Below are 18,740 nucleotides of genomic sequence, written 5' to 3'. Positions count from 1 at the left end.
AATCAGCCGTCTGCCAACTGTCCGACGCTCCAATGAAACGCTTCGTCCAGGGCCGCGAATTTCTCCGCCTGCCAACCGAGGTAGTCATCGATGAAACCGCGGGAGAGCCAAAGCGTCTTTTTCCGGCTTTCATCCCCCCAGGTCAGATGGCCGGCATCCTCGGCCCGCTTGAACATGCGCTTCACGTTCGACGCGGACACCATATATGTGCGCGCGATCTGGGTGATGGAGATCTGGGCGACGCGGATCCTGTCGTCCGCAGTCCTGAAATCGGTGATATGCGACATGAGTTCATGCAGCACCATGCCGCCGAGGTCGGAATGCAGGAAGGCGCCGATGCTGTCGGCCGGATGGCGCCAGACCGGGTTGTTGACGAGCCTGTCGGCCGCACGCGGCTGTGACATGCGGAATATTCGCGGATCGTTCGCGCAGACCGCAAACCGGTTGCCGCCGTCGAGGCGGTCGAGGCCCTTCATGTGCCCGTTGAACCAGCTTTCCATCGCATCGTAGCTGATATCGGTGATCGTCAGGATCTGAAAGCGCTTGTCGCGGTCGTTCGGTATCCTTTCGAGAAACTTGTAGGTCAGCATTTCCTTGATGAAGGATTCCGCCGTGTTGCGGCTGACGGCGCCGATCGAGGTGGCAACATCGATGAAGCGGGAAATCGTCAGGCCCGACAGCGGGTCGTCCTCGTTGCGCTCCAGGCAGAGGGTGAACAGCGATTGCGTCATCAGCCATTTGCGATGCGATGCCTTCAGCCGGGCAAGTTTGGGCGTCTCGCGGTGAATGGCGATCAGATGGCGTGCCAGATCCTGGTCAATTGCCGGGAACAACGGATGGGCGGCAAGCTCGGCGGCTGAAAATTCTGTTGTTTTTCCGTATTCGGCGGGCTGTGCTGCTGTGGGGCGTGAGTTCATCGTATTCCTGAATGCCAAAACTGAATTTCAAACAAACGAATCGCGTCATGCGAGCAATTTGTCTCGACCCGTTTTCTCGCTCGGGTGGTCCCAAACGACTCGTCCGACGGCATGCGACAAATTGCACTATGCCATTTTCAGAGAGGCCGCGATTGTGGCGGAGAATTAGAAATTTCCAATATGCAATAAGCGCATACCAAAAATCATGACGTTACGGAAGGCAGATCATTAGGCCCAAAAATGGTAACTAAAGCGTGTAAATTAAGTGTGGCGTCAATGTGGTGAAATCGTGTATTGATTATATAACGGGTTAGAAATTGTTCAGGGGCATTGAATTGGTCGATAAAGCGGAGCGGCTTCAGAATTTGTGCTCAGCATTATTGGGCAATGCGATGGCCATTATTCCGCATGTGGCCACCCACCAGTCCGTCATGGTCTGGCAAGTCATTGAAGATATTACGCAATCTCTTCAGTATTCGTCTTTTGCCGCGTTGCAGAACAATTTGCGCGGACTGTGCGAAGACATCAAGGTCGAGATCAGCCACCTTCCCCTACGTAAACTTTCCGTCCGCACCGGATGGATGGAATGCCTCGACCTCGTAGCCGATACATTTGAGGCGAAACATTTCGGCGCGCGCGCCGAACCGCATTTCCAGCGTCACTTCTCGGCGACCAATCTGGCAATCCTGGAGGCGATCTCGCTTCGGTTGCAAAGCGAAGGGATTGTCGAAAGTGACGAGAGCGAGATCGAAGATGCTGTCGAAGCGGTGCAGGCTGCCGCAGAGGCCGTGATGGGCGCAGGCGTTCTCGAGGTGGAGGCGATGGCGCGCATCGACCATTACCTGAAGCGGATGATCGCAGTCCGTGAAGATTATCATTACTTCGGCGAGCAGAATTTCTGGACCTTCTTCAACGCCATGTTCTCGACATTCGTGCAGGCCCGCGATGCCATCCAGGCGTCACCGGATCACGATCTCATCCAGAAGAAGGTTTTGCGCGTTTATTCCATCCTGGTCGGTCGGGTCGGGGATGCCGGAGACCGCGAGGCGCAGCCGGCGCTTGCGCCGAAGCCTGCCGTCACGCCCTTGCCAAGCCGCGCAGCCCCGGTTGCACCGGCAGCAATACGGCCGCGCCCCGTGCAGCAGCAGGAGGCACCGGCGGCAGCACGGCCTCGACCTGTGCAGCAGCAGGAGGCGCCTGTACGCAGGCCCGTGCAGCAGAACACGCCCCTTCAGCAGCAAAAATCTGCGGAAGCCTTTTTCGCTGTGGATTCACCAGCAACCGAAGGCTGGTTCATGCGGGCCAGCAACAGCAATGTGCGGGAAGAGCGCGAACGGCCGCCGTCACAGAAATCGCGTTGGGAACAGTCTATTGCCGCTGCCGACAAGAAGCGTCAGCCCCTCACGCCGAGGGAACGGCTCACCAAGCACATCCAGCGTGTTCGCAAGCTGCGCGAAGAGTAAGATCCGCCATTCGGCAGGTTCGTGACCGGGCGATATGCCCGATCCGTCACTTCAAATTTTACGCCGTATCCCACACTCTGCTCGGCATCTCCAACTTCCGCGAGGACCGGTCGGCAGAAAGTGTCAGGCCACGACGCTTGGCGTATATCCCGCATCGCGAATAATCGATTCGGCCCGCGCCTTGTCGCCGCCGACGCGGACCTCTGCCTTGCCGAGGTCGATCGCCACCGTAGCGTCGGGCATCTGGTCTGCGAGCGCCGACTTGATTGTTCCGACACAGTGATTGCAGGTCATGTCCGGCACATGAAAGACTGTCGTGCCTGTGGACGTCTGCGTGCTGTCAGCATTCATGATGATACTCCTTTTTCGATCCGTTCGGCCTCAATACCGATTGCATGTGACTGAACTTAGGGCTTCCCACGGTGGGAAGGTCAAGCCCATTCGTTGTTTCCGCTAATCGTTCGTCGGCGCTATTGACCTTCCCATTGTGGGAAGGATTATTTTATGGGCCAATCGAAATTGTGCAGGGAAGGAACCGGCCATGTCCGCACCGGAAACACTGACGCTCAAGGTTGGCGGAATGTCTTGCGCGTCCTGCGTGAAGCGCGTCGAAAAAGCGCTCTCGGCGGTGCCGGGCGTCAGGGGCGCCTCGGTCAATCTGGCCTCCGAAACGGCACGCGTCGAATATGACGGCTCTGCAGGCAGCGCGCCACTCGTCGCAGCGCTCGAAAAGGCTGGCTATCAAGCAGCCGAAGAGACCGTCAGTCTCGAGATTGACTCGATGACCTGCGCCTCCTGCGTCAAGCGCGTGGAAAAGGCGCTCTCGGCAGTTCCCGGTGTGTTGGACGCTTCGGTCAACCTTGCCTCCGAAACGGCGACTGTCCGTTACGTCGATGGTGCCGTCTCGACGCGGCAACTGATCGAGGCGTCGGCAAAGGCCGGATACCCGGCGAAGCTGAAGTCGAGCACCGCTGCCGACGAGGGCAGGGACCGGAAGGCAGGCGAAGCGGCCGAGCTGAAGAAGAAGGCGATCATCGCCGGGCTTCTGACATTGCCGGTCTTCGTGATGGAAATGGGCGGCCACGCCGTTCCTGCCTTTCACGAGTGGCTGCATGCGACGATCGGCATGCAGGCGAGCTGGATCATCCAGTTCGTCCTGACCACGATCGTGCTCATATGGCCCGGCCGGCGCTTCTTCACGATCGGCATTCCTGCCTTGTTCAAGGCCGCCCCTGACATGAACTCGCTGGTCGCGCTCGGCGCCTCCGCCGCCTGGGGCTTCTCGGTCGTCGCCACGTTCTTCCCTAGTCTTCTGCCGCCAGGCACCCGCAACGTCTATTACGAAGCAGGCGCTATGATCGTCGTCCTGATTCTTGTCGGCCGATATCTCGAGGCCCGCGCCAAGGGGCAGACGGGCGAAGCCATCCGCAAGCTCATCGGCCTGCAGGCGAAGACGGCGCAGGTCGAGCGCGATGGGGCCTTCGTTGAGCTTTCCATTGATAACATTGTCGTGGGTGACGTCATCCGGGTTCTGCCCGGCCAGAAGATCGCCGTGGATGGCGAGGTCGTGCAGGGACACTCCTTCGTCGACGAAAGCATGATCAGCGGCGAACCGGCGCCGGTCGAAAAGCGCGAAGGGGCGGCGGTCACCGGCGGCACGGTCAACGGCACGGGCTCGTTCACCTTCCGGGCGACCAAGGTCGGGTCCGATACGATGCTGTCGCAGATCATCCGCATGGTCGAGCAGGCCCAGGGCGCCAAGCTGCCGATACAGGGCATGGTCGACCGTATCACCTCCTGGTTCGTTCCGGCCGTCATTGCCGCAGCGATCGCGACCATTGCGGTCTGGCTCCTCTTCGGTCCCGATCTCACCTATGCGCTGGTCGCCGGCGTCGCCGTTCTGATCATTGCTTGCCCCTGCGCCATGGGTCTCGCGACGCCGACCTCGATCATGGTCGGCAGCGGCCGGGCGGCAGAACTCGGCGTCCTCTTTCGCAAGGGTGACGCCCTCCAGTCGCTGCACGAAAGCCAGATCGTCGCCTTCGACAAGACCGGCACGCTGACCATCGGTCGGCCCGAGCTTACGGATATCACGGTCGCTGACGGCATGGAGGAGGCCGAGGTCCTGCGCCTCGTCGCATCCCTCGAAAGCCTGTCCGAACACCCGATCGCCGCAGCCATCACCCGGGCTGCCGACGCGCAGGGGCTGGCGAGGTCTGAGGTGCAGAATTTCACCTCCGTCACCGGCATGGGGTTGAAGGGCACCATCGACGGCCGTGAGGTTCTGGTCGGGGCCGACAGGCTTCTCGGCTCCGAGGGCATCGCGCTCGGTTCGCTCGCCGAGGCGGGCGCGACGTTTGGTACTGCCGGGCGCAGCCCGCTTTACGCGGCAATCGACGGTCGCGCGGCCGCTGCGATGGGTGTTGCCGATCCCGTCAAGCCGTCGGCGCGCGCGACGGTTGACGCGCTGCACCGCCTCGGATTGAAGATCGCGATGATTACCGGCGACAATCGGCGCACGGCGGAGGCGATCGCCGCCGAACTCGGGATCGACGATGTGGTCGCAGAGGTACTGCCGGACGGCAAGGTGCAGGCGCTCAAACGTTTGCAGACGGCGCACGGCAAGCTCGCCTTTGTCGGCGACGGGATCAACGACGCTCCGGCGCTCGCCAGCGCCGATGTCGGTCTCGCCATCGGCACGGGAACGGATGTGGCGATCGAAAGCGCCGATGTCGTGCTGATGTCGGGAGAGCTCGGCGGGGTCGTCAACGCCTTCGACATCAGTCGGCGGACCATGCGCAATATCAAGGAGAACCTTTTCTGGGCCTTCGGATATAACGTGCTTCTCATCCCCGTCGCGGCCGGCGTGCTCTATCCGGTCTATGGCATCCTGCTGTCGCCGGTGATTGCCGCCGGTGCCATGGCTCTTTCCTCGGTCTTCGTGCTGACCAATGCGCTGCGTCTGCGCTTCGTGCGGCCTGTCCTTGCCGAGGCGCCTCCGATGACGGTGAAACCTTGACCTGACCGGTCGGATATGATTGCTGGCGCGCAACAGGAAATCGCTTTCCGCCGGCAGCTTCCGCGTCACACGAATGTCGCGCGGGCTGGATAGACGACAGCGCCGCCGGGTGCGCGCGCTGGACCCGGCCCGAACGCGCGACATTTGGAGCAGGGCATGAAAATTACGGTTGCCGGTCTCGGCTATGTGGGCATTTCCAACGCCATCACGCTGGCGCAGCACAATGAGGTCGTCGGCGTCGATATTTCCGAAAGCCGCGTCGACATGATCAATCGCCGCGTCTCGCCGCTGGTGGACAGGGAGATCGAGGAATACCTGGCGACGAAGGAGCTCAACCTCCGCGCTACGACCGATATCAACGACGCCTATGCCGGTGCCGATTTTGTCATCATCGGGACGCCGACCAATTACGATCCGGTGACCAACCATTTCGACACCCGTGCCGTCGAGGCGGCGATCCGTGATGCGATCTCCGTCAATCCGTCAGCTACGATCGTCATCAAGTCGACCATCCCCGTCGGCTACACGGATTCGGTCCGCCGCATGTTCAAGTCGGACAACATCATCTTCTCGCCGGAATTCCTGCGTGAGGGCCGGGCGCTTTACGACAACCTGCACCCCTCGCGTATCGTTGTGGGTGAGCGGTCCGAGCGCGCCAGGGTGTTTGCCGACCTTCTCTGCCAGGGCGCCATCAAGCAGGATATTCCGGTTCTCTTCACCGGCTCGAGCGAGGCCGAGGCGGTCAAGCTGTTCGCCAACACGTACCTTGCCATGCGCGTTGCCTACTTCAACGAGCTCGACACCTATGCCGCCACGCACGGGCTGAATGCCTCGGAAGTCATCAGCGGGGTCAGCCTCGATCCGCGCATCGGCACGCATTACAACAATCCGTCCTTCGGCTATGGCGGCTACTGCCTGCCGAAGGATACCAAGCAGTTGCTGGCCAATTACAGCGACGTGCCGCAGAACCTGATCCGCGCCATCGTTGAGGCGAACTCGACCCGCAAGGATTTCGTTGCAGAAAGCGTCATCCGCCTGAACCCGCGCGTCGTCGGCATCTACCGTCTGACGATGAAGGCTGAGTCGGACAATTTCCGTGATTCCTCCATCCAGGGCGTGATGAAGCGCATCAAGGCCAAGGGCATCAATGTCGTGCTGTACGAGCCGGCGATGAAGGAAGAGGAATTCTTCCATTCCCGCGTCGTGCGCGATCTGGAAGAGTTCAAGGCGATGTCGGACGTGGTCCTGGCAAACCGGTTCCATCCGGAACTCGATGACGTCAAGGACAAGGTTTACACCCGCGACATCTTCGGCGGTGACCTCTAGGACGCGAAAAAGCCGCCGCCCGCCGGATAACCGGGAGCGGCGGCTTCATTTGGGCGTCGATTACGGGCCGATGACGCCCTTTTTCAGGATGATATTGCCGTAAAGCCGCTGTTCGCCGGTCTGGACGATCGCGAAGGCATTGCTGGCGCGTTCGTAAAAGGCGAAACGCTCCAGGGTGCCGATCTTTGCCGGGTTGTCGGCGGTCGAATTGATCAGTGACTGGAACTCCGCAACGACCTCGGGCACCGCGTCCGGTTCGCCCACCACCTGCATGGTCAGCGCCGGATCCGGCACATATGTGTCGAGCGGCATGACGGTCAGGATGGCCTTCATCGTGTCGGTTGCCGAAATGCCGTCGAGGCGCAGGCAATCCGGGCCGATGCTGGAGCCCGGGAAATTGGCGTCGGCAATGACGATCTCGTCTCCATGGCCCATGGCGCGCAGCGTGTAGAGCAGTTCCGGCGACAGGATTTGCGGTATGTTACGCAGCATGCGAGGTCTCCGTCGGTAGCGGCGCATCCGGGCGGACAAGGCCCTGTGACTTCAGGTCGGACCAGAAGCCGTCGGGAATGGTGGTTTCTAGCAGCGCGGCATTCGCCTTCACCTCGCCGGCGTTGACGGCTCCGGGGATGACCGTCTTGACGCAGGGGTGGCCGAAGACGAATTGCAGTGCGGCGGCGATCAACTTCGTGTCGTGCGCCTTGCAGACCTCTTCGATACGGCGCACGCGCTCCAGGATCGGTTCCGGCGCGGGGGCATAATTGTATTTCGCCCCCTCGATCGCCCCGGTCGCGAGAATGCCGGAATTGTAGGGGCCGCCGAGAATGATGCCGACGTCGCGGCGTTCGCAGAGCGGCAGGAAGCTGTCGAGCGCTTCCTGTTCCAGAAGCGTATAGCGGCCTGCGAGCAGGAAGCAGTCGAAGTCACCCAGCCCGAGCAGGCGTTCGCAAACCTGCCATTCGTTCACGCCTGCGCCGATCGCGGCGATCTCGCCCGCGTCACGCAGTTCGATCAGCGCCTTGTAGCCGCCTCCGTCGAAGAGTTCGCGGACCTTTTCGTCGCTTTTCTCCTGCGATCCCTGGGAAAAGACATCGACGTCATGAACGAGCAGAATGTCGGCATTGCGGATATCCATTCGCTGGCGGCTTGCCTCGTAGCTGCGCATCACCCCGTCATAGGTGTAGTCGAAAACGATGCGTTTCTGCGGCACATCGACGAAGGCCTCTGGGGTGACTTCATGCGGTTCGCAATCGAGAAGCAGCCGGCCGATCTTTGTCGATAGCTGGATGTTGTCGCGCCCGAAGACCTTCATCGCCTTGCCGAAGCGTTCTTCCGAGCGCCCGAGGCCGTATTGCGGTGCCGTATCGAAATAGCGCACGCCGGCTTCATAGGCTGCGAGCAACGCGGCCTGAGCGTCCTCTTCGCTGATCTTGCGGTACAAATTGCCGAGCGGCGCGCCGCCAAAACCCATGCGGGTCAGCGGCACGGGTGTCTTTGTTCTCCCGTTAAGGAGCCGGATGTCGGATGGTTTCATGATGTCCTCCCGTGGGGAATTCTGGTTGTTGCTGCCGCCCTATTTCGGGCGGAAGAATTCGGGGTGTTGCTTTTCCAGCGAGTCGAAACGTCGGACCAGCTGGCTGAGGTGGAAACGGAGAGAGGCCTGGGCCTTTTCAGCATCGCCGTCACGAATCGCCTCCAGAACCTCCCTGTGCTCGGCGACCACTTCCGCGGAGCGGCCCGGCGAAGGCAGAAGCAGGATGCGCGGACGCTTCAGCTTGAGCGAGATGGTTGCCACAGCGGCGGCGAGGCCGGGGAATCCGGTAAACTCCATCAGAAGGGCGTGAAAGGCTTCGTCTTCCTTGTAGAAGCCGGCCTGATCGTTGTCTTCGGCAAGAAGCTCCATCAGGCGCAGGTTGCGGGTCAGCTGGGCCAGTTGCTCGGGCGTTCTATCGGTCGCAACCTTGGCGACGGCAGCAAGCTCGAGCGCTTCCCGCATGAAGGCGCCTTCGCGGATTTCATCGATGGAAAAGCGCGACACGCGCGTCCCGGACTGTGGAATGACGTCAACCAGCCCTTCGGAAGACAGGCGGGCAATCGCTTCCGAAACGGGCGACCGAGAAACGCCGAGTTCCTCGCAAATCACGCTCTTCCGCAAGACGGCGCCCGGTGGCACGGCAAGGGACAGGATCGCGTCGCGCAGCGATTGGTAGACACGCTGCGCCAGTGAACCGGGCAGGTCTGAAATGGCCGTCAATGATGCGGCATCCAGCGTTTCCGTCATGTCCCTGATTATCCTCCTGCTGACTAACATGTTAGTTGACAGCTCCGCCAAGTCAAGCTACCTCTTGTGCCAATCCCGAACTTGAATACGGGACGAGTGTTGGAGGAGATATCCAGATGAACGCTGCCGCGAAGATCATTCGCCTGCAGGCCGACGACAACGTCGTGATTGCACTGGACGATTTGCCGGCAGGCAGCGTTGTAGAGAGCGTAACGCTTTCCCAGGCCGTCCCGCGTGGACACAAGATTGCCACGGCCGCCATTGCGGCCGGCGAAAACGTGCTGCGCTATGGTCAGATCATCGGTCAGGCCAAGCAGGACATCACGCCTGGCGAACACGTTCATGTCCACAATCTCGGCATGGGCGAGCATACCCAGGATTACGCCTTCGCGAGCCGCAATGCTCCGCTGCCGGAGATCGCCGAAAAGCGCACCTTCATGGGCTACCACCGTGCAGACGGGAAGGTCGGCACCCGCAACTACATCGGCATCCTGACGTCCGTGAACTGTTCCGGCTCGGTCGCCCGGTTCATTGCCGAGGCGGCCGAGAAATCCGGAATGCTCGACGCTTTCCCGAATGTCGACGGCATCGTGCCGATCGTGCACGGCACCGGTTGCGGCATGTCCGGCAAGGACGAAGGCTATGCGACCCTGTTCCGCACGCTGTCCGGCTATGCGCAGAACCCGAACTTCGGCGGCATACTGCTTGTCGGCCTCGGCTGCGAAGTTATGCAGATCCCCGATCTCGTCGGCGGCCGCCGCATCCGCAAGGACGGCATGCTGCGCTACATGACCATCCAGCATGAGGGTGGCACCCGCAAGACGATCGAAAAGGGTCTGGAAGAGCTGCGCGGAGTGGCCGAATTCGCCAACCGCGCCGTCCGCAGCCCGGCGCCGGTCTCCGAAATCGTCATCGGCATGCAGTGCGGCGGTTCCGACGGCTATTCCGGGATCACCGCCAATCCGGCTCTCGGCTATGCTTCCGATCTGCTCGTGCGCCACGGCGGCACGACGATCCTGTCGGAAACCTCGGAAATCTACGGCGCTGAACACCTGCTGACGAGCCGCGCCGAAACGGTAGAGGTCGGCGAAAAGCTGATCGAGCGCATCCGCTGGTGGGAGGATTATACCGCTCGCAACGGCGGCGAGATGGACAACAACCCGTCGCCAGGCAACAAGCGCGGCGGCCTGACCACCATTCTGGAAAAGTCGCTCGGCGCGGTCGCCAAGGGTGGCACCGCACCGCTGCGCGGCGTCTACAAGTTCGGCGAGAAGATCGACCAGAAGGGCTTTGTCTTCATGGACAGCCCCGGCTTCGATCCGTGCTCGGTCACCGGCCAGGTCGCGTCCGGCGCCAACCTGATCGTGTTTACGACCGGCCGCGGTTCGGTCTCCGGCTACAAGCCCACGCCCTGCATCAAGCTCGCCACCAATTCGGAAATGTACGAGCGGATGAAGGACGACATGGATTTGAATTGCGGTGACATCGTCACGAACGGTGTCAGCATCGAGGACAAGGGCCGTGAACTCTTCGAACTGATCATCCGCGTCGCATCCGGGGAAGAAACGAAGAGCGAGGAATTGGGCTTTGGTGGGGCGGAATTCGTGCCCTGGCAAATCGGCGCTGTCATGTAGGCCGCGGGTTCAGGGAGTATAGGCAATGAGACTGAAAGACAAAACGATCCTGATCACCGCCGCTGGCCAGGGCATTGGCAAGGCATCTGCGCTTGGCTGTGCGGCCGAAGGCGCAAAGGTGATCGCAACCGATATCAATGCCGAGACGCTGGCGACCTTGGCAAAGGAGAATCCCGCGATCGAGACCCGGCTTCTCGACGTGACCAAGCCGGATGAGATCAAGGCGCTTGCCGCCGACCTGCCGCCGCTCGACGGCCTGTTCAATTGCGCCGGCTTCGTCCATCACGGCTCCATACTGGATGTGAGTGACGAAGACTGGGCCTTTTCCATGGACCTGAACGTCACCGCCATGATGCGCATGTGCCGCGCGCTTCTGCCCGGCATGCTGGAACGGGCAGAGGCGACTGGCGCCGTGTCGATCGTCAACATGGCCTCCATGGCGTCTTCCATCAAAGGCTTCCCGCTGCGCGCCGTCTATGGCGCGAGCAAGGCTGCCGTCATAGGGCTGACGAAATCCATCGCCGCCGACTTCGTCAAGCAGGGCGTGCGCTGCAATGCGCTGTGCCCGGGAACCGTCGATACGCCGTCGCTGCGTGGCCGCATCGCATCCGCCGCCGATCCGGTGCAGGCAGAAAAGGACTTCATCGCCCGTCAGCCCATGGGCCGGCTGGCGACCGTAAACGACATCGCTCCGATGGTCATTTATCTTCTCTCCGACGAAAGTCGCTTCGTCAGTGGTCAGGCATTGCTTGTGGATGGCGGTGTGACAATCTGACGAAGACATTCAAGGCAAGGGAGGGTCAAGAATGGAAAACATGGTGGAAATGCGGGGGATCGAGAAGCGGTTCCCCGGCGTCCATGCCCTGAAAAGCGTGAATTTCGACCTGCGACCGGGCGAAGTGCATGCACTGATGGGCGAGAACGGCGCCGGCAAGTCGACGCTGATGAAGATCCTGTCGGGCATCTACCAGCCCGATGAAGGCGAGATCCTCGTAGGTGGTTCGTCCGTCACGCTCGATGGCCCGCGCGCCGCCCAGGCGGCCGGCATCGGCATCATCCATCAGGAGCTCAGCCTGATGAATGACCTGACCGCGGCGCAGAACATCTTTATCGGCCGCGAGCCCCGTCTGTCGTTCGGCCGTCTCGACGAGAAGAAGCTGAACCGCCAGGCCGCTGACATCTTTGCCGCAATGAATTTGAAGCTCAGCCCCGAAGTGGTTGTCGGCGGTCTGACGATCGCCAAGCAGCAGATGGTCGAGATTGCCAAGGCTCTCTCCTACCGCTCGCGCATCCTGATCATGGACGAGCCGACGGCAGCGCTGAACGATGCGGAAATCGCCGAACTGTTTGCCATGATCCGCAAGCTGAAGGCTGAAGGTGTCGGCGTCGTCTATATCAGCCACAAGATGGATGAACTCAAGCGCATAGCCGACCGCGTGACGGTCATGCGAGACGGCGAATGGGTTGGAACGGTCGAAGCCGCGGACACGCCGATCAACCGGATCATCGCCATGATGGTCGGCCGCGAGGTCAAGGACGAGGCGCTCACCGTTCCCGATACGTCCGCCAACGAGTTGGCGCTCGAGGTTCGTGGGCTCAACCGTGGCCGTGAAATTCGCGATGTTTCGTTTTCCGTCCGCAAGGGCGAGATTCTCGGCTTTGCCGGTCTGATGGGTGCGGGCCGCACCGAAGTTGCCCGGGCGATTTTCGGCGCCGACCCGCTTGAGTCCGGGGAAATCCATGTCCACGGCAAGCCCACCAGGATTTCAACACCCCACGACGCGGTAAAAGCCGGCATCGGCTATCTGTCCGAAGACCGCAAGCATTTCGGTCTTGCTCTCGGCATGGATGTCCGTGCCAACATCACGCTTGCCTCGCTCAAGCAATATACCAACGGCATGGGCCGGCTTGACGAGAAGGCGATGCAGGAGACCGCTGTCGGTTATATCCGCCAGCTTGGCATCCGCACGCCGTCGGATCGTCAGGAGGTCCGGCTTCTGTCGGGTGGCAACCAGCAGAAGGTAGTCATTGCCAAATGGCTGCTGCGCGACTGTGACATCCTCATCTTCGACGAGCCGACCCGCGGGATCGATGTCGGTGCGAAGTCGGAAATCTATGATCTGCTGATGGAACTTGCCGCAAGCGGCAAGGCGATCATTGTCATCAGTTCCGAACTGCCGGAGGTCCTGCGTCTGTCGCATCGTATCGCCGTGATGTGCGAAGGGCGTCTGACGGGCATTCTGCCAGGTGGAGCGGCAACCAAACAGGAAGACATCATGCATCTGGCGACGCTGCGCGAATCCATGGCGGCAGCCGGTGCGAACGAAGCAAATGCCAGGAGGGCAGGATGACCAATCAGGAAGCAACGGCAGCGCAGACGCCGGCCCCGGCCGCCCCGAAAGGCCCCGGCCGCTTTTCATCCGCGCAGCAGAAAATCTGGGCCTTCGCCTCACTGATCGTGCTTGTCGTCGGGTTCTCGATCGCCTCGCCGAATTTCATGCAGACGTCGAACATTCTGGCGATTCTGCAGGCGACCAGCGTCAACGGCATTCTCGCGGTCGCGGCAACACTCGTCATCATCACCGGTGGCATCGACCTGTCGGTCGGAACCCTGATGACCTTTACGGCCGTCATCGCCGGCGTCGTGCTGACGAACGCCGGCATGCCGCTGCCGCTCGGCATCATTGCCGCAATTGGAACCGGTGCCTGCGTCGGTCTCGTCTCCGGCACGGTGATCGCCAAGATGAAGGTTCCCCCCTTCATCGCCACGCTCGGCATGATGCTGATCCTCAAGGGTCTGTCGCTCGTCATTTCCGGTACCAAGCCGATTTATTTCAACGACACGCCGGGATTCTCGTTGATCTCGACGGGATCCATCGTCGGCGACATCTTCCCGGGCGTGCCCGTGCCCAACGGCGTCATCATCCTGTTCATCGTCGCCGGCGTGGCGTCCTACATTCTGGGGCGCACGGTGCTGGGCCGCTACTGCTTCGCCCTTGGTTCCAACGAAGAGGCCGCGCGCCTCTCGGGCGTCAATGTCGATGCCTGGAAGATGGCAATCTACGCTCTCGCCGGCGGCATTTGCGGCATTGCCGGCCTCGTCATCGCCTCGCGCCTCAATTCCGCGCAACCGGCCTTGGGTCAAGGTTACGAACTCGATGCCATCGCCGCCGTGGTGATCGGCGGAACGTCGCTCTCCGGCGGCCGCGGCACGATCCTTGGGACGGTAATCGGTGCACTGATCATGTCGGTCCTTCTGAACGGCCTGCGCATTCTCTCTATGCCGCAGGAATGGCAGACGGTCGTCACCGGCTCGATCATCATTGCGGCTGTCTATGCCGACATGGTCCGGCGCAAGCGCGTCTGACCGTGGAAGAGTTTGCTTCCGCCATTCCGAGGAGGACAGCGGAGGCAAGAAGGGGAGAACCGCCCCTGGAATGGAATACGACTACCGAGTGAACGTTAACTTTAGGAGGAACACATGTTCACAAGACGCACTATCCTGGGTCTCGTCAGCGCGACGGCCATGCTTGCAGCCGCCGGTGGCGCCAGCGCCGAAGACAAGATGTACATCCCGCTGATCTCGAAGGGCTTCCAGCATCAGTTCTGGCAGGCCGTGAAATCGGGTGCCGACAAGGCCGCCGCCGATTTCGGCGTCGACGTCACTTTCGAAGGTCCGGATACGGAAGCCCAGGTCGACAAGCAGATCGACATGCTGAGCGCAGCGCTTGCCAAGCATCCGCGTGCCATCGGCTTTGCAGCCCTCGACAGCCAGGCGGCGATCCCGCTCCTGAAGAAGGCACAGTCCGAAAACATCCCGGTCATCGCCTTTGACTCCGGCGTCGACAGCGACATTCCGGTCACCACCTGCTCGACGGACAACGTCGCCGCTGCGGCACTGGCCGCCGACAAGATGGCCGAGATGATCGGTGATTCCGGCAAGGTCGCGCTCGTCGTGCACGACCAGACCTCGCGCACCGGTATCGACCGCCGTGACGGCTTCGTCAACGAGATGAAGGAAAAGCATCCGAACATCGAGATCGTCGACATCCAGTACGGTGCTGGCGACCAGCTTCAGTCGACCGAAATCACCAAGTCGATCATTGCTGCCAACCCCGATATCAAGGGCATCTTCGGCGCCAATGAAGGCTCGGCTCTCGGCGTCGTCAACGGCGTCAAGGAAACCGGCAATGTCGGCAAGATCGTCATCATCGGCTACGATTCCGGCAAGGGCCAGAAGCAGGCGATCATGGACGGCGTGATGGCCGGCGCGATCACCCAGAACCCGGTCGGCATCGGTTACGAGACCGTCAAGGCTGCCGTTGCCGCCGTCAAGGGCGAGCCGGTCGAGAAGCACATCGACACCGGCTTCTACTGGTACGACAAGTCCAACATGGAAGACCCCAAGATCGCTGCCGTTCTCTACGATTGAGATCGATGGCGGACGATTGTCCCAAAAGGAAGGCCCGGCGCTATTCGCCGGGCCTTTCGCATTTCAGTTGCTACGCTTTCATTTTTCCCTACGATGAATGCAAAAAGCAAGTTCACGAGGGGGGACCATGCATTTTACCAGCCGCCAGACGGAGATCGTCGAGCTTGCCAAGGGGCAGGGTCGGGTTCTCGTCGAGGAACTCTCCACACGCTTCTCCGTCACCCCCCAGACGATCCGCAAGGATCTGAACGACCTCTGCGATGCAGGCGCCTTGACGCGCATCCATGGCGGCGCGCTATTCCCGACCGGAAACGAAAACGTCAAATACGAAGCGCGCCGGTCGATGGCGGCTGCGGAAAAGCAGGCGATCGGGCAGGCCGCGGCTGCAATCATCCCCGACAATTCCTCCCTGTTCATCAACATCGGCACCACGACGGAAGCGGTGGGGGAGGCACTCAGTGACCATAAGGAACTGATGGTCATCACCAATAATATCAATGTCGCCAATCGCTTGCGTGTCTTCCCCTCAATCGAGGTGGTCATTTCCGGCGGTGTGGTGCGCGGCTCCGATGGCGGTATCGTCGGTGAGGCTGCCGTCGACTTCATCCGTCAGTTCAAGGTCGATTTCGCCGTCATCGGCGTCTCCGCGATCGATGAGGATGGCGCGCTTCTCGATTTCGATTACCGGGAAGTGAAAGTCGCCCAGGCGATCATTGCCAATGCGCGCCACGTCATCCTCGTCTCCGATGCCAGCAAGTTCGAGCGCACGGCGCCGGTGCGCATCGGCCATATTTCCCAGGTTCATACCTTCATCACCGATCATTGCCCCTTGCCTGGTATTCGCGAAATCTGCAACGAAAGCGATGTGCGGTTGATCGAAACGTCGGCCGGCCCGTGAGAAATGCACGGCGTGAAAATTTCACAAATCTTCGTTTGACATTCGTTTTGTTTTCGATTTAGCATATTCCTGCTTTCGCAAATGCGAGAAATTGTGCATTGCGAAAACAAGGGTGGGAATCAATGTCAGCGGACTCGACTTTCGACATTTTCGTCATTGGTGGCGGCATTAATGGCTGCGGCATCGCACGTGATGCGTCGGGGCGCGGCTATTCGGTCGCGCTCGCCGAAATGAACGATTTCGCCTCCGGCACGTCGTCCGGCGCAACCAAGCTCATTCATGGCGGCCTGCGCTATCTCGAATATTATGAATTCCGCCTCGTGCGCGAAGCCCTGATGGAGCGTGAAGTTCTCTGGGCCATGGCGCCGCACATCATCTGGCCGATGCGCTTCGTGCTGCCGTTCCACAAGGGCGGCATTCGCCCGGCCTGGCTCATCCGACTCGGCCTTTTCCTTTACGATCACCTCGGCGGTCGCAAGCTTCTGCCGGCGACGAAGACGCTCAACATGCGCCAGGATCCGGCCGGCAAGCCATTGAAGCCGCTGTTCGACAAGGCGTTCGAATATTCCGACGGCTGGGTGGATGATGCCCGCATGGTGGTGCTGAATGCCCGAGACGCGATGGAACGCGGCGCGACGATCCTCAGCCGGACCAAGGTGACGTCCGCCCGCCGCGACGGCGACGTCTGGAAGGTGACCGTCAGGGATACCCAGACCGGCGCGATGACGGACTATCGCGCCCGCATGCTGGTCAATGCCGCCGGTCCCTGGGTCGACAATGTTTTGAGCGGCACATTCGGCAACAACAACGTCCATAACGTCCGCCTTGTTCAGGGCAGCCACATCGTCGTGAAGAAGAAGTTCGACGATCCGCGCGCCTATTTCTTCCAGAACCCGGACAACCGCATCATCTTCGCCATCCCTTACGAACAGGACTTTACCCTGATCGGCACGACGGACCGCGACTATGACGGCGACCCGAAGGACGTGAAGATCAGCGGCGAGGAGATTTCCTATCTCTGCAGTGCCGCCAGCGAGTATTTCAAGGAACCGGTGACGCCGGACGATGTCGTCTGGACCTATTCCGCCGTCCGCCCGCTTTACGACGACGGTGCCAGCAAGGCGCAGGAGGCGACCCGCGACTATGTGCTGCGCCTGGAAAATGGCGAAGGCAATGCGCCGCTTCTGAACGTCTTCGGCGGCAAGCTGACGACCTATCGTCGTCTCGCCGAGGCGGCTCTCGAAAAGATCGGTTCCGCGATCGGCGAGAAAGGCAAGTCGTGGACGGCGGGGACCTCCCTTCCGGGTGGCGACTTCCCGCCGACCGGCTACGAGGCCGAAGTGTCGCGTCTGAGGACGAATTATCCGTTCCTGTCCGCTCGCCACGCCCGGCGTCTCGTGCGGCTCTATGGAACGCGCGCCTGGAAACTGCTCGGCGATGCGAAGGAGCCGGCCGCGCTCGGCCATCTCTTCGGCGCCGATCTTTACGAGGCGGAAGTCAGATATCTCGTGAACGAGGAATGGGCCCGCTCTGCAGAGGATATCCTCTGGCGGCGGACCAAGATGGGGTTGCGTCTGTCCGCCGAGGAGCGGGCGGCGCTGGAGAAATACATGTCGGCGGCTGAGGCGGCATAGCGAAGGGGACTTCATATCCCCGTCGAAGCCACCAGGGTGGGAGGCCCGGTACTTTCGATGTTGGAACTGCGAAATACGGCCAAATTGGTGGGAGGCGAGCATCACATTCGCCCGACCAATCTTGTGCTTCAGCGGGGAGAGCTGAACGTCCTTCTGGGACCGACGCTGTCCGGCAAGACCTCGCTGATGCGATTGATGTGTGGCCTCGACAAGCCGACCAGCGGTTCGATCTTCTTTGATGGCGTCGATGTGACTGGCGTGCCCGTCCAGAATCGCAACGTCGCCATGGTCTACCAGCAGTTCATCAATTACCCGGCGATGACCGTTTACGAGAACATCGCCTCGCCGCTGCGCCTGCAGGGCAAGGACAAGGCGACGATCGACCGCGAGGTGCGCCGCGCCGCAGAGCTTCTCAGGATGACGCCTTATCTCGACCGCACCCCGCTCAATCTGTCCGGCGGCCAGCAGCAGCGCACGGCGCTTGCCCGCGCCATCGTCAAGAATGCCAGCCTCGTTCTGCTCGACGAGCCGCTCGCCAATCTCGACTACAAGCTGCGTGAGGAACTGCGCGAGGAACTGCCGAAGGTCTTTGCCCAGACCGGCGCCATCTTCGTCTACGCAACGACGGAGCCGTCGGAGGCACTGCTTCTCGGCGGCAACACCGCAACGCTGTCGGAAGGACGCATCACCCAGTTCGGCAAGACCATCGACGTCTATCGCAGGCCGGTCGATCTCGTTACCGCCCAGACCTTTGCCGACCCGCCGCTGAACATGCTGCCGGTTGTCAAGTCGGGTACCAGCTTCACGGTCGACGGAAAGCCGGTCATGGCGGTGCCCGCCCATCTGGCGGGCATTTCCGACGGACCGGTGATGGTCGCCTTCCAGCCCCATCACATTTCCTTCAAGCCACAATCCGATGGGGCGGCGAAGATGACGGTGCGCACCGAGATTTCGGAAATCGCCGGTTCGGAAAGCTTCGTCCACATGAGCTATGCCGGTCAGCGCTGGGTGATGATCGAACCGGGCGTCCATGACATCACGCCGGACCAGACCATGGACGTCTTCGTCGACACCCGGCATCTGCTTGCCTTCAGCGCCGATGGCCGGACGCTGGCGGCAGACGCGTAAGGGGCGGG

Annotated in this window: 16 protein-coding genes; 11 read left to right on the top strand and 5 right to left on the bottom strand. The window is 61.1% G+C overall.

Annotated elements, in window-relative coordinates; translation table 11 throughout:
• Positions 1-2 precede the first annotated feature (2 nt).
• On the bottom strand, positions 3-917 hold the full coding sequence (locus NN662_RS18670; RefSeq protein ID WP_261931712.1) for a hypothetical protein: 915 nt from the start codon (positions 915-917) through the stop codon (positions 3-5).
• 335 nt (positions 918-1,252) lie between these two features.
• Between NN662_RS18670 and NN662_RS18665 the strand changes: the two genes are divergently transcribed.
• Positions 1,253-2,380: a hypothetical protein gene (locus NN662_RS18665; RefSeq protein ID WP_261931711.1), complete on the top strand. Its 1,128-nt coding sequence runs from the start codon at positions 1,253-1,255 to the stop codon at positions 2,378-2,380.
• Between the two features lie 123 nt (positions 2,381-2,503).
• Here the strand turns inward: NN662_RS18665 and NN662_RS18660 are convergent, their stop codons facing one another.
• Positions 2,504-2,731, bottom strand: a complete 228-nt coding sequence (locus NN662_RS18660; RefSeq protein WP_261931710.1) for a heavy-metal-associated domain-containing protein — start codon at positions 2,729-2,731, stop codon at positions 2,504-2,506.
• A gap of 190 nt (positions 2,732-2,921) precedes the next feature.
• Here NN662_RS18660 and NN662_RS18655 point away from each other — a divergent pair, with 190 nt between their 5' ends.
• Both NN662_RS18655 and NN662_RS18650 read left to right on the top strand, forming a co-directional pair.
• Positions 2,922-5,399 carry a heavy metal translocating P-type ATPase gene (locus NN662_RS18655; RefSeq protein ID WP_261931709.1) on the top strand — a complete coding sequence of 826 codons (2,478 nt, stop codon included), beginning with the start codon at positions 2,922-2,924 and terminating at the stop codon, positions 5,397-5,399.
• 156 nt (positions 5,400-5,555) lie between these two features.
• Complete coding sequence (locus NN662_RS18650) at positions 5,556-6,725, top strand: nucleotide sugar dehydrogenase (protein WP_261931708.1); 1,170 nt, start codon at positions 5,556-5,558, stop codon at positions 6,723-6,725.
• Positions 6,726-6,785: 60 nt separating this feature from the next.
• Here NN662_RS18650 and NN662_RS18645 read toward each other — a convergent pair whose 3' ends face one another.
• From NN662_RS18645 to NN662_RS18635, 3 genes are read right to left on the bottom strand one after another with little or no spacing between them, the layout of a single operon-like run.
• Positions 6,786-7,217, bottom strand: coding sequence for an RbsD/FucU family protein (locus NN662_RS18645; RefSeq protein WP_261931707.1), 432 nt, complete (start codon positions 7,215-7,217; stop codon positions 6,786-6,788).
• Positions 7,207-8,259 carry an aldo/keto reductase gene (locus NN662_RS18640; protein WP_261931706.1) on the bottom strand — a complete coding sequence of 351 codons (1,053 nt, stop codon included), beginning with the start codon at positions 8,257-8,259 and terminating at the stop codon, positions 7,207-7,209. The genes NN662_RS18645 and NN662_RS18640 overlap by 11 nt, the downstream gene beginning before the upstream one ends.
• 39 nt (positions 8,260-8,298) lie before the next feature.
• On the bottom strand, positions 8,299-9,006 hold the full coding sequence (locus NN662_RS18635; protein ID WP_261931705.1) for a GntR family transcriptional regulator: 708 nt from the start codon (positions 9,004-9,006) through the stop codon (positions 8,299-8,301).
• Between the two features lie 116 nt (positions 9,007-9,122).
• On the opposite strand from NN662_RS18635, the gene NN662_RS18630 reads away from it, so the two are divergent.
• The 8 genes from NN662_RS18630 to NN662_RS18595 all read left to right on the top strand — a co-directional run bounded on the left by NN662_RS18630 (position 9,123) and on the right by NN662_RS18595 (position 18,732).
• A complete protein-coding gene (locus NN662_RS18630; protein WP_261931704.1) occupies positions 9,123-10,640 on the top strand; it encodes a UxaA family hydrolase in 1,518 nt (505 codons plus the stop codon).
• A gap of 25 nt (positions 10,641-10,665) precedes the next feature.
• Positions 10,666-11,415: an SDR family oxidoreductase gene (locus tag NN662_RS18625; RefSeq protein ID WP_261931703.1), complete on the top strand. Its 750-nt coding sequence runs from the start codon at positions 10,666-10,668 to the stop codon at positions 11,413-11,415.
• A 31-nt stretch (positions 11,416-11,446) separates the two neighbouring features.
• A complete protein-coding gene (locus tag NN662_RS18620) occupies positions 11,447-12,991 on the top strand; it encodes a sugar ABC transporter ATP-binding protein (protein WP_261931702.1) in 1,545 nt (514 codons plus the stop codon).
• Positions 12,988-14,007 carry an ABC transporter permease gene (locus tag NN662_RS18615; RefSeq protein ID WP_261931701.1) on the top strand — a complete coding sequence of 340 codons (1,020 nt, stop codon included), beginning with the start codon at positions 12,988-12,990 and terminating at the stop codon, positions 14,005-14,007. Before NN662_RS18620 ends, NN662_RS18615 begins: the two co-directional genes overlap by 4 nt.
• A 114-nt stretch (positions 14,008-14,121) precedes the next feature.
• Positions 14,122-15,072 (top strand): ABC transporter substrate-binding protein, encoded by a 951-nt coding sequence (locus tag NN662_RS18610; protein ID WP_261931700.1) that lies wholly within the window; start codon positions 14,122-14,124, stop codon positions 15,070-15,072.
• Between the two features lie 127 nt (positions 15,073-15,199).
• Positions 15,200-15,970, top strand: a complete 771-nt coding sequence (locus NN662_RS18605) for a DeoR/GlpR family DNA-binding transcription regulator (RefSeq protein WP_261931699.1) — start codon at positions 15,200-15,202, stop codon at positions 15,968-15,970.
• 122 nt (positions 15,971-16,092) lie between these two features.
• Entirely contained in the window at positions 16,093-17,604 is a 1,512-nt protein-coding gene (gene glpD, locus NN662_RS18600; protein ID WP_261931698.1) for a glycerol-3-phosphate dehydrogenase, read from the top strand.
• Between the two features lie 57 nt (positions 17,605-17,661).
• On the top strand, positions 17,662-18,732 hold the full coding sequence (locus tag NN662_RS18595; protein WP_261931697.1) for an ABC transporter ATP-binding protein: 1,071 nt from the start codon (positions 17,662-17,664) through the stop codon (positions 18,730-18,732).
• Positions 18,733-18,740 lie beyond the last annotated feature (8 nt).

The organism is Rhizobium sp. NRK18 (genome assembly GCF_024385575.1).
Classification (GTDB): Bacteria; Pseudomonadota; Alphaproteobacteria; order Rhizobiales; family Rhizobiaceae; genus JANFMV01.
The sequence above is the reverse complement of the archived record's forward strand: the minus strand, read 5'-3'. Positions and strand labels throughout refer to the sequence as shown.

Bases quoted from the DNA above. Each gene is read 5' to 3' on its own strand.
- NN662_RS18670 (WP_261931712.1), bottom strand. From the start codon at position 917: ATGAACTCACGCCCCACAGCAGCACAGCCCGCCGAATACGGAAAAACA.
- NN662_RS18660 (WP_261931710.1), bottom strand. From the start codon at position 2,731: ATGAATGCTGACAGCACGCAGACGTCCACAGGCACGACAGTCTTTCAT.
- NN662_RS18655 (WP_261931709.1), top strand. From the start codon at position 2,922: ATGTCCGCACCGGAAACACTGACGCTCAAGGTTGGCGGAATGTCTTGC.
- NN662_RS18650 (WP_261931708.1), top strand. From the start codon at position 5,556: ATGAAAATTACGGTTGCCGGTCTCGGCTATGTGGGCATTTCCAACGCC.
- NN662_RS18645 (WP_261931707.1), bottom strand. From the start codon at position 7,217: ATGCTGCGTAACATACCGCAAATCCTGTCGCCGGAACTGCTCTACACG.
- NN662_RS18640 (WP_261931706.1), bottom strand. From the start codon at position 8,259: ATGAAACCATCCGACATCCGGCTCCTTAACGGGAGAACAAAGACACCC.
- NN662_RS18635 (WP_261931705.1), bottom strand. From the start codon at position 9,006: ATGACGGAAACGCTGGATGCCGCATCATTGACGGCCATTTCAGACCTG.
- NN662_RS18630 (WP_261931704.1), top strand. From the start codon at position 9,123: ATGAACGCTGCCGCGAAGATCATTCGCCTGCAGGCCGACGACAACGTC.
- NN662_RS18625 (WP_261931703.1), top strand. From the start codon at position 10,666: ATGAGACTGAAAGACAAAACGATCCTGATCACCGCCGCTGGCCAGGGC.
- NN662_RS18620 (WP_261931702.1), top strand. From the start codon at position 11,447: ATGGAAAACATGGTGGAAATGCGGGGGATCGAGAAGCGGTTCCCCGGC.
- NN662_RS18615 (WP_261931701.1), top strand. From the start codon at position 12,988: ATGACCAATCAGGAAGCAACGGCAGCGCAGACGCCGGCCCCGGCCGCC.
- NN662_RS18610 (WP_261931700.1), top strand. From the start codon at position 14,122: ATGTTCACAAGACGCACTATCCTGGGTCTCGTCAGCGCGACGGCCATG.
- NN662_RS18605 (WP_261931699.1), top strand. From the start codon at position 15,200: ATGCATTTTACCAGCCGCCAGACGGAGATCGTCGAGCTTGCCAAGGGG.
- glpD (WP_261931698.1), top strand. From the start codon at position 16,093: ATGTCAGCGGACTCGACTTTCGACATTTTCGTCATTGGTGGCGGCATT.
- NN662_RS18595 (WP_261931697.1), top strand. From the start codon at position 17,662: ATGTTGGAACTGCGAAATACGGCCAAATTGGTGGGAGGCGAGCATCAC.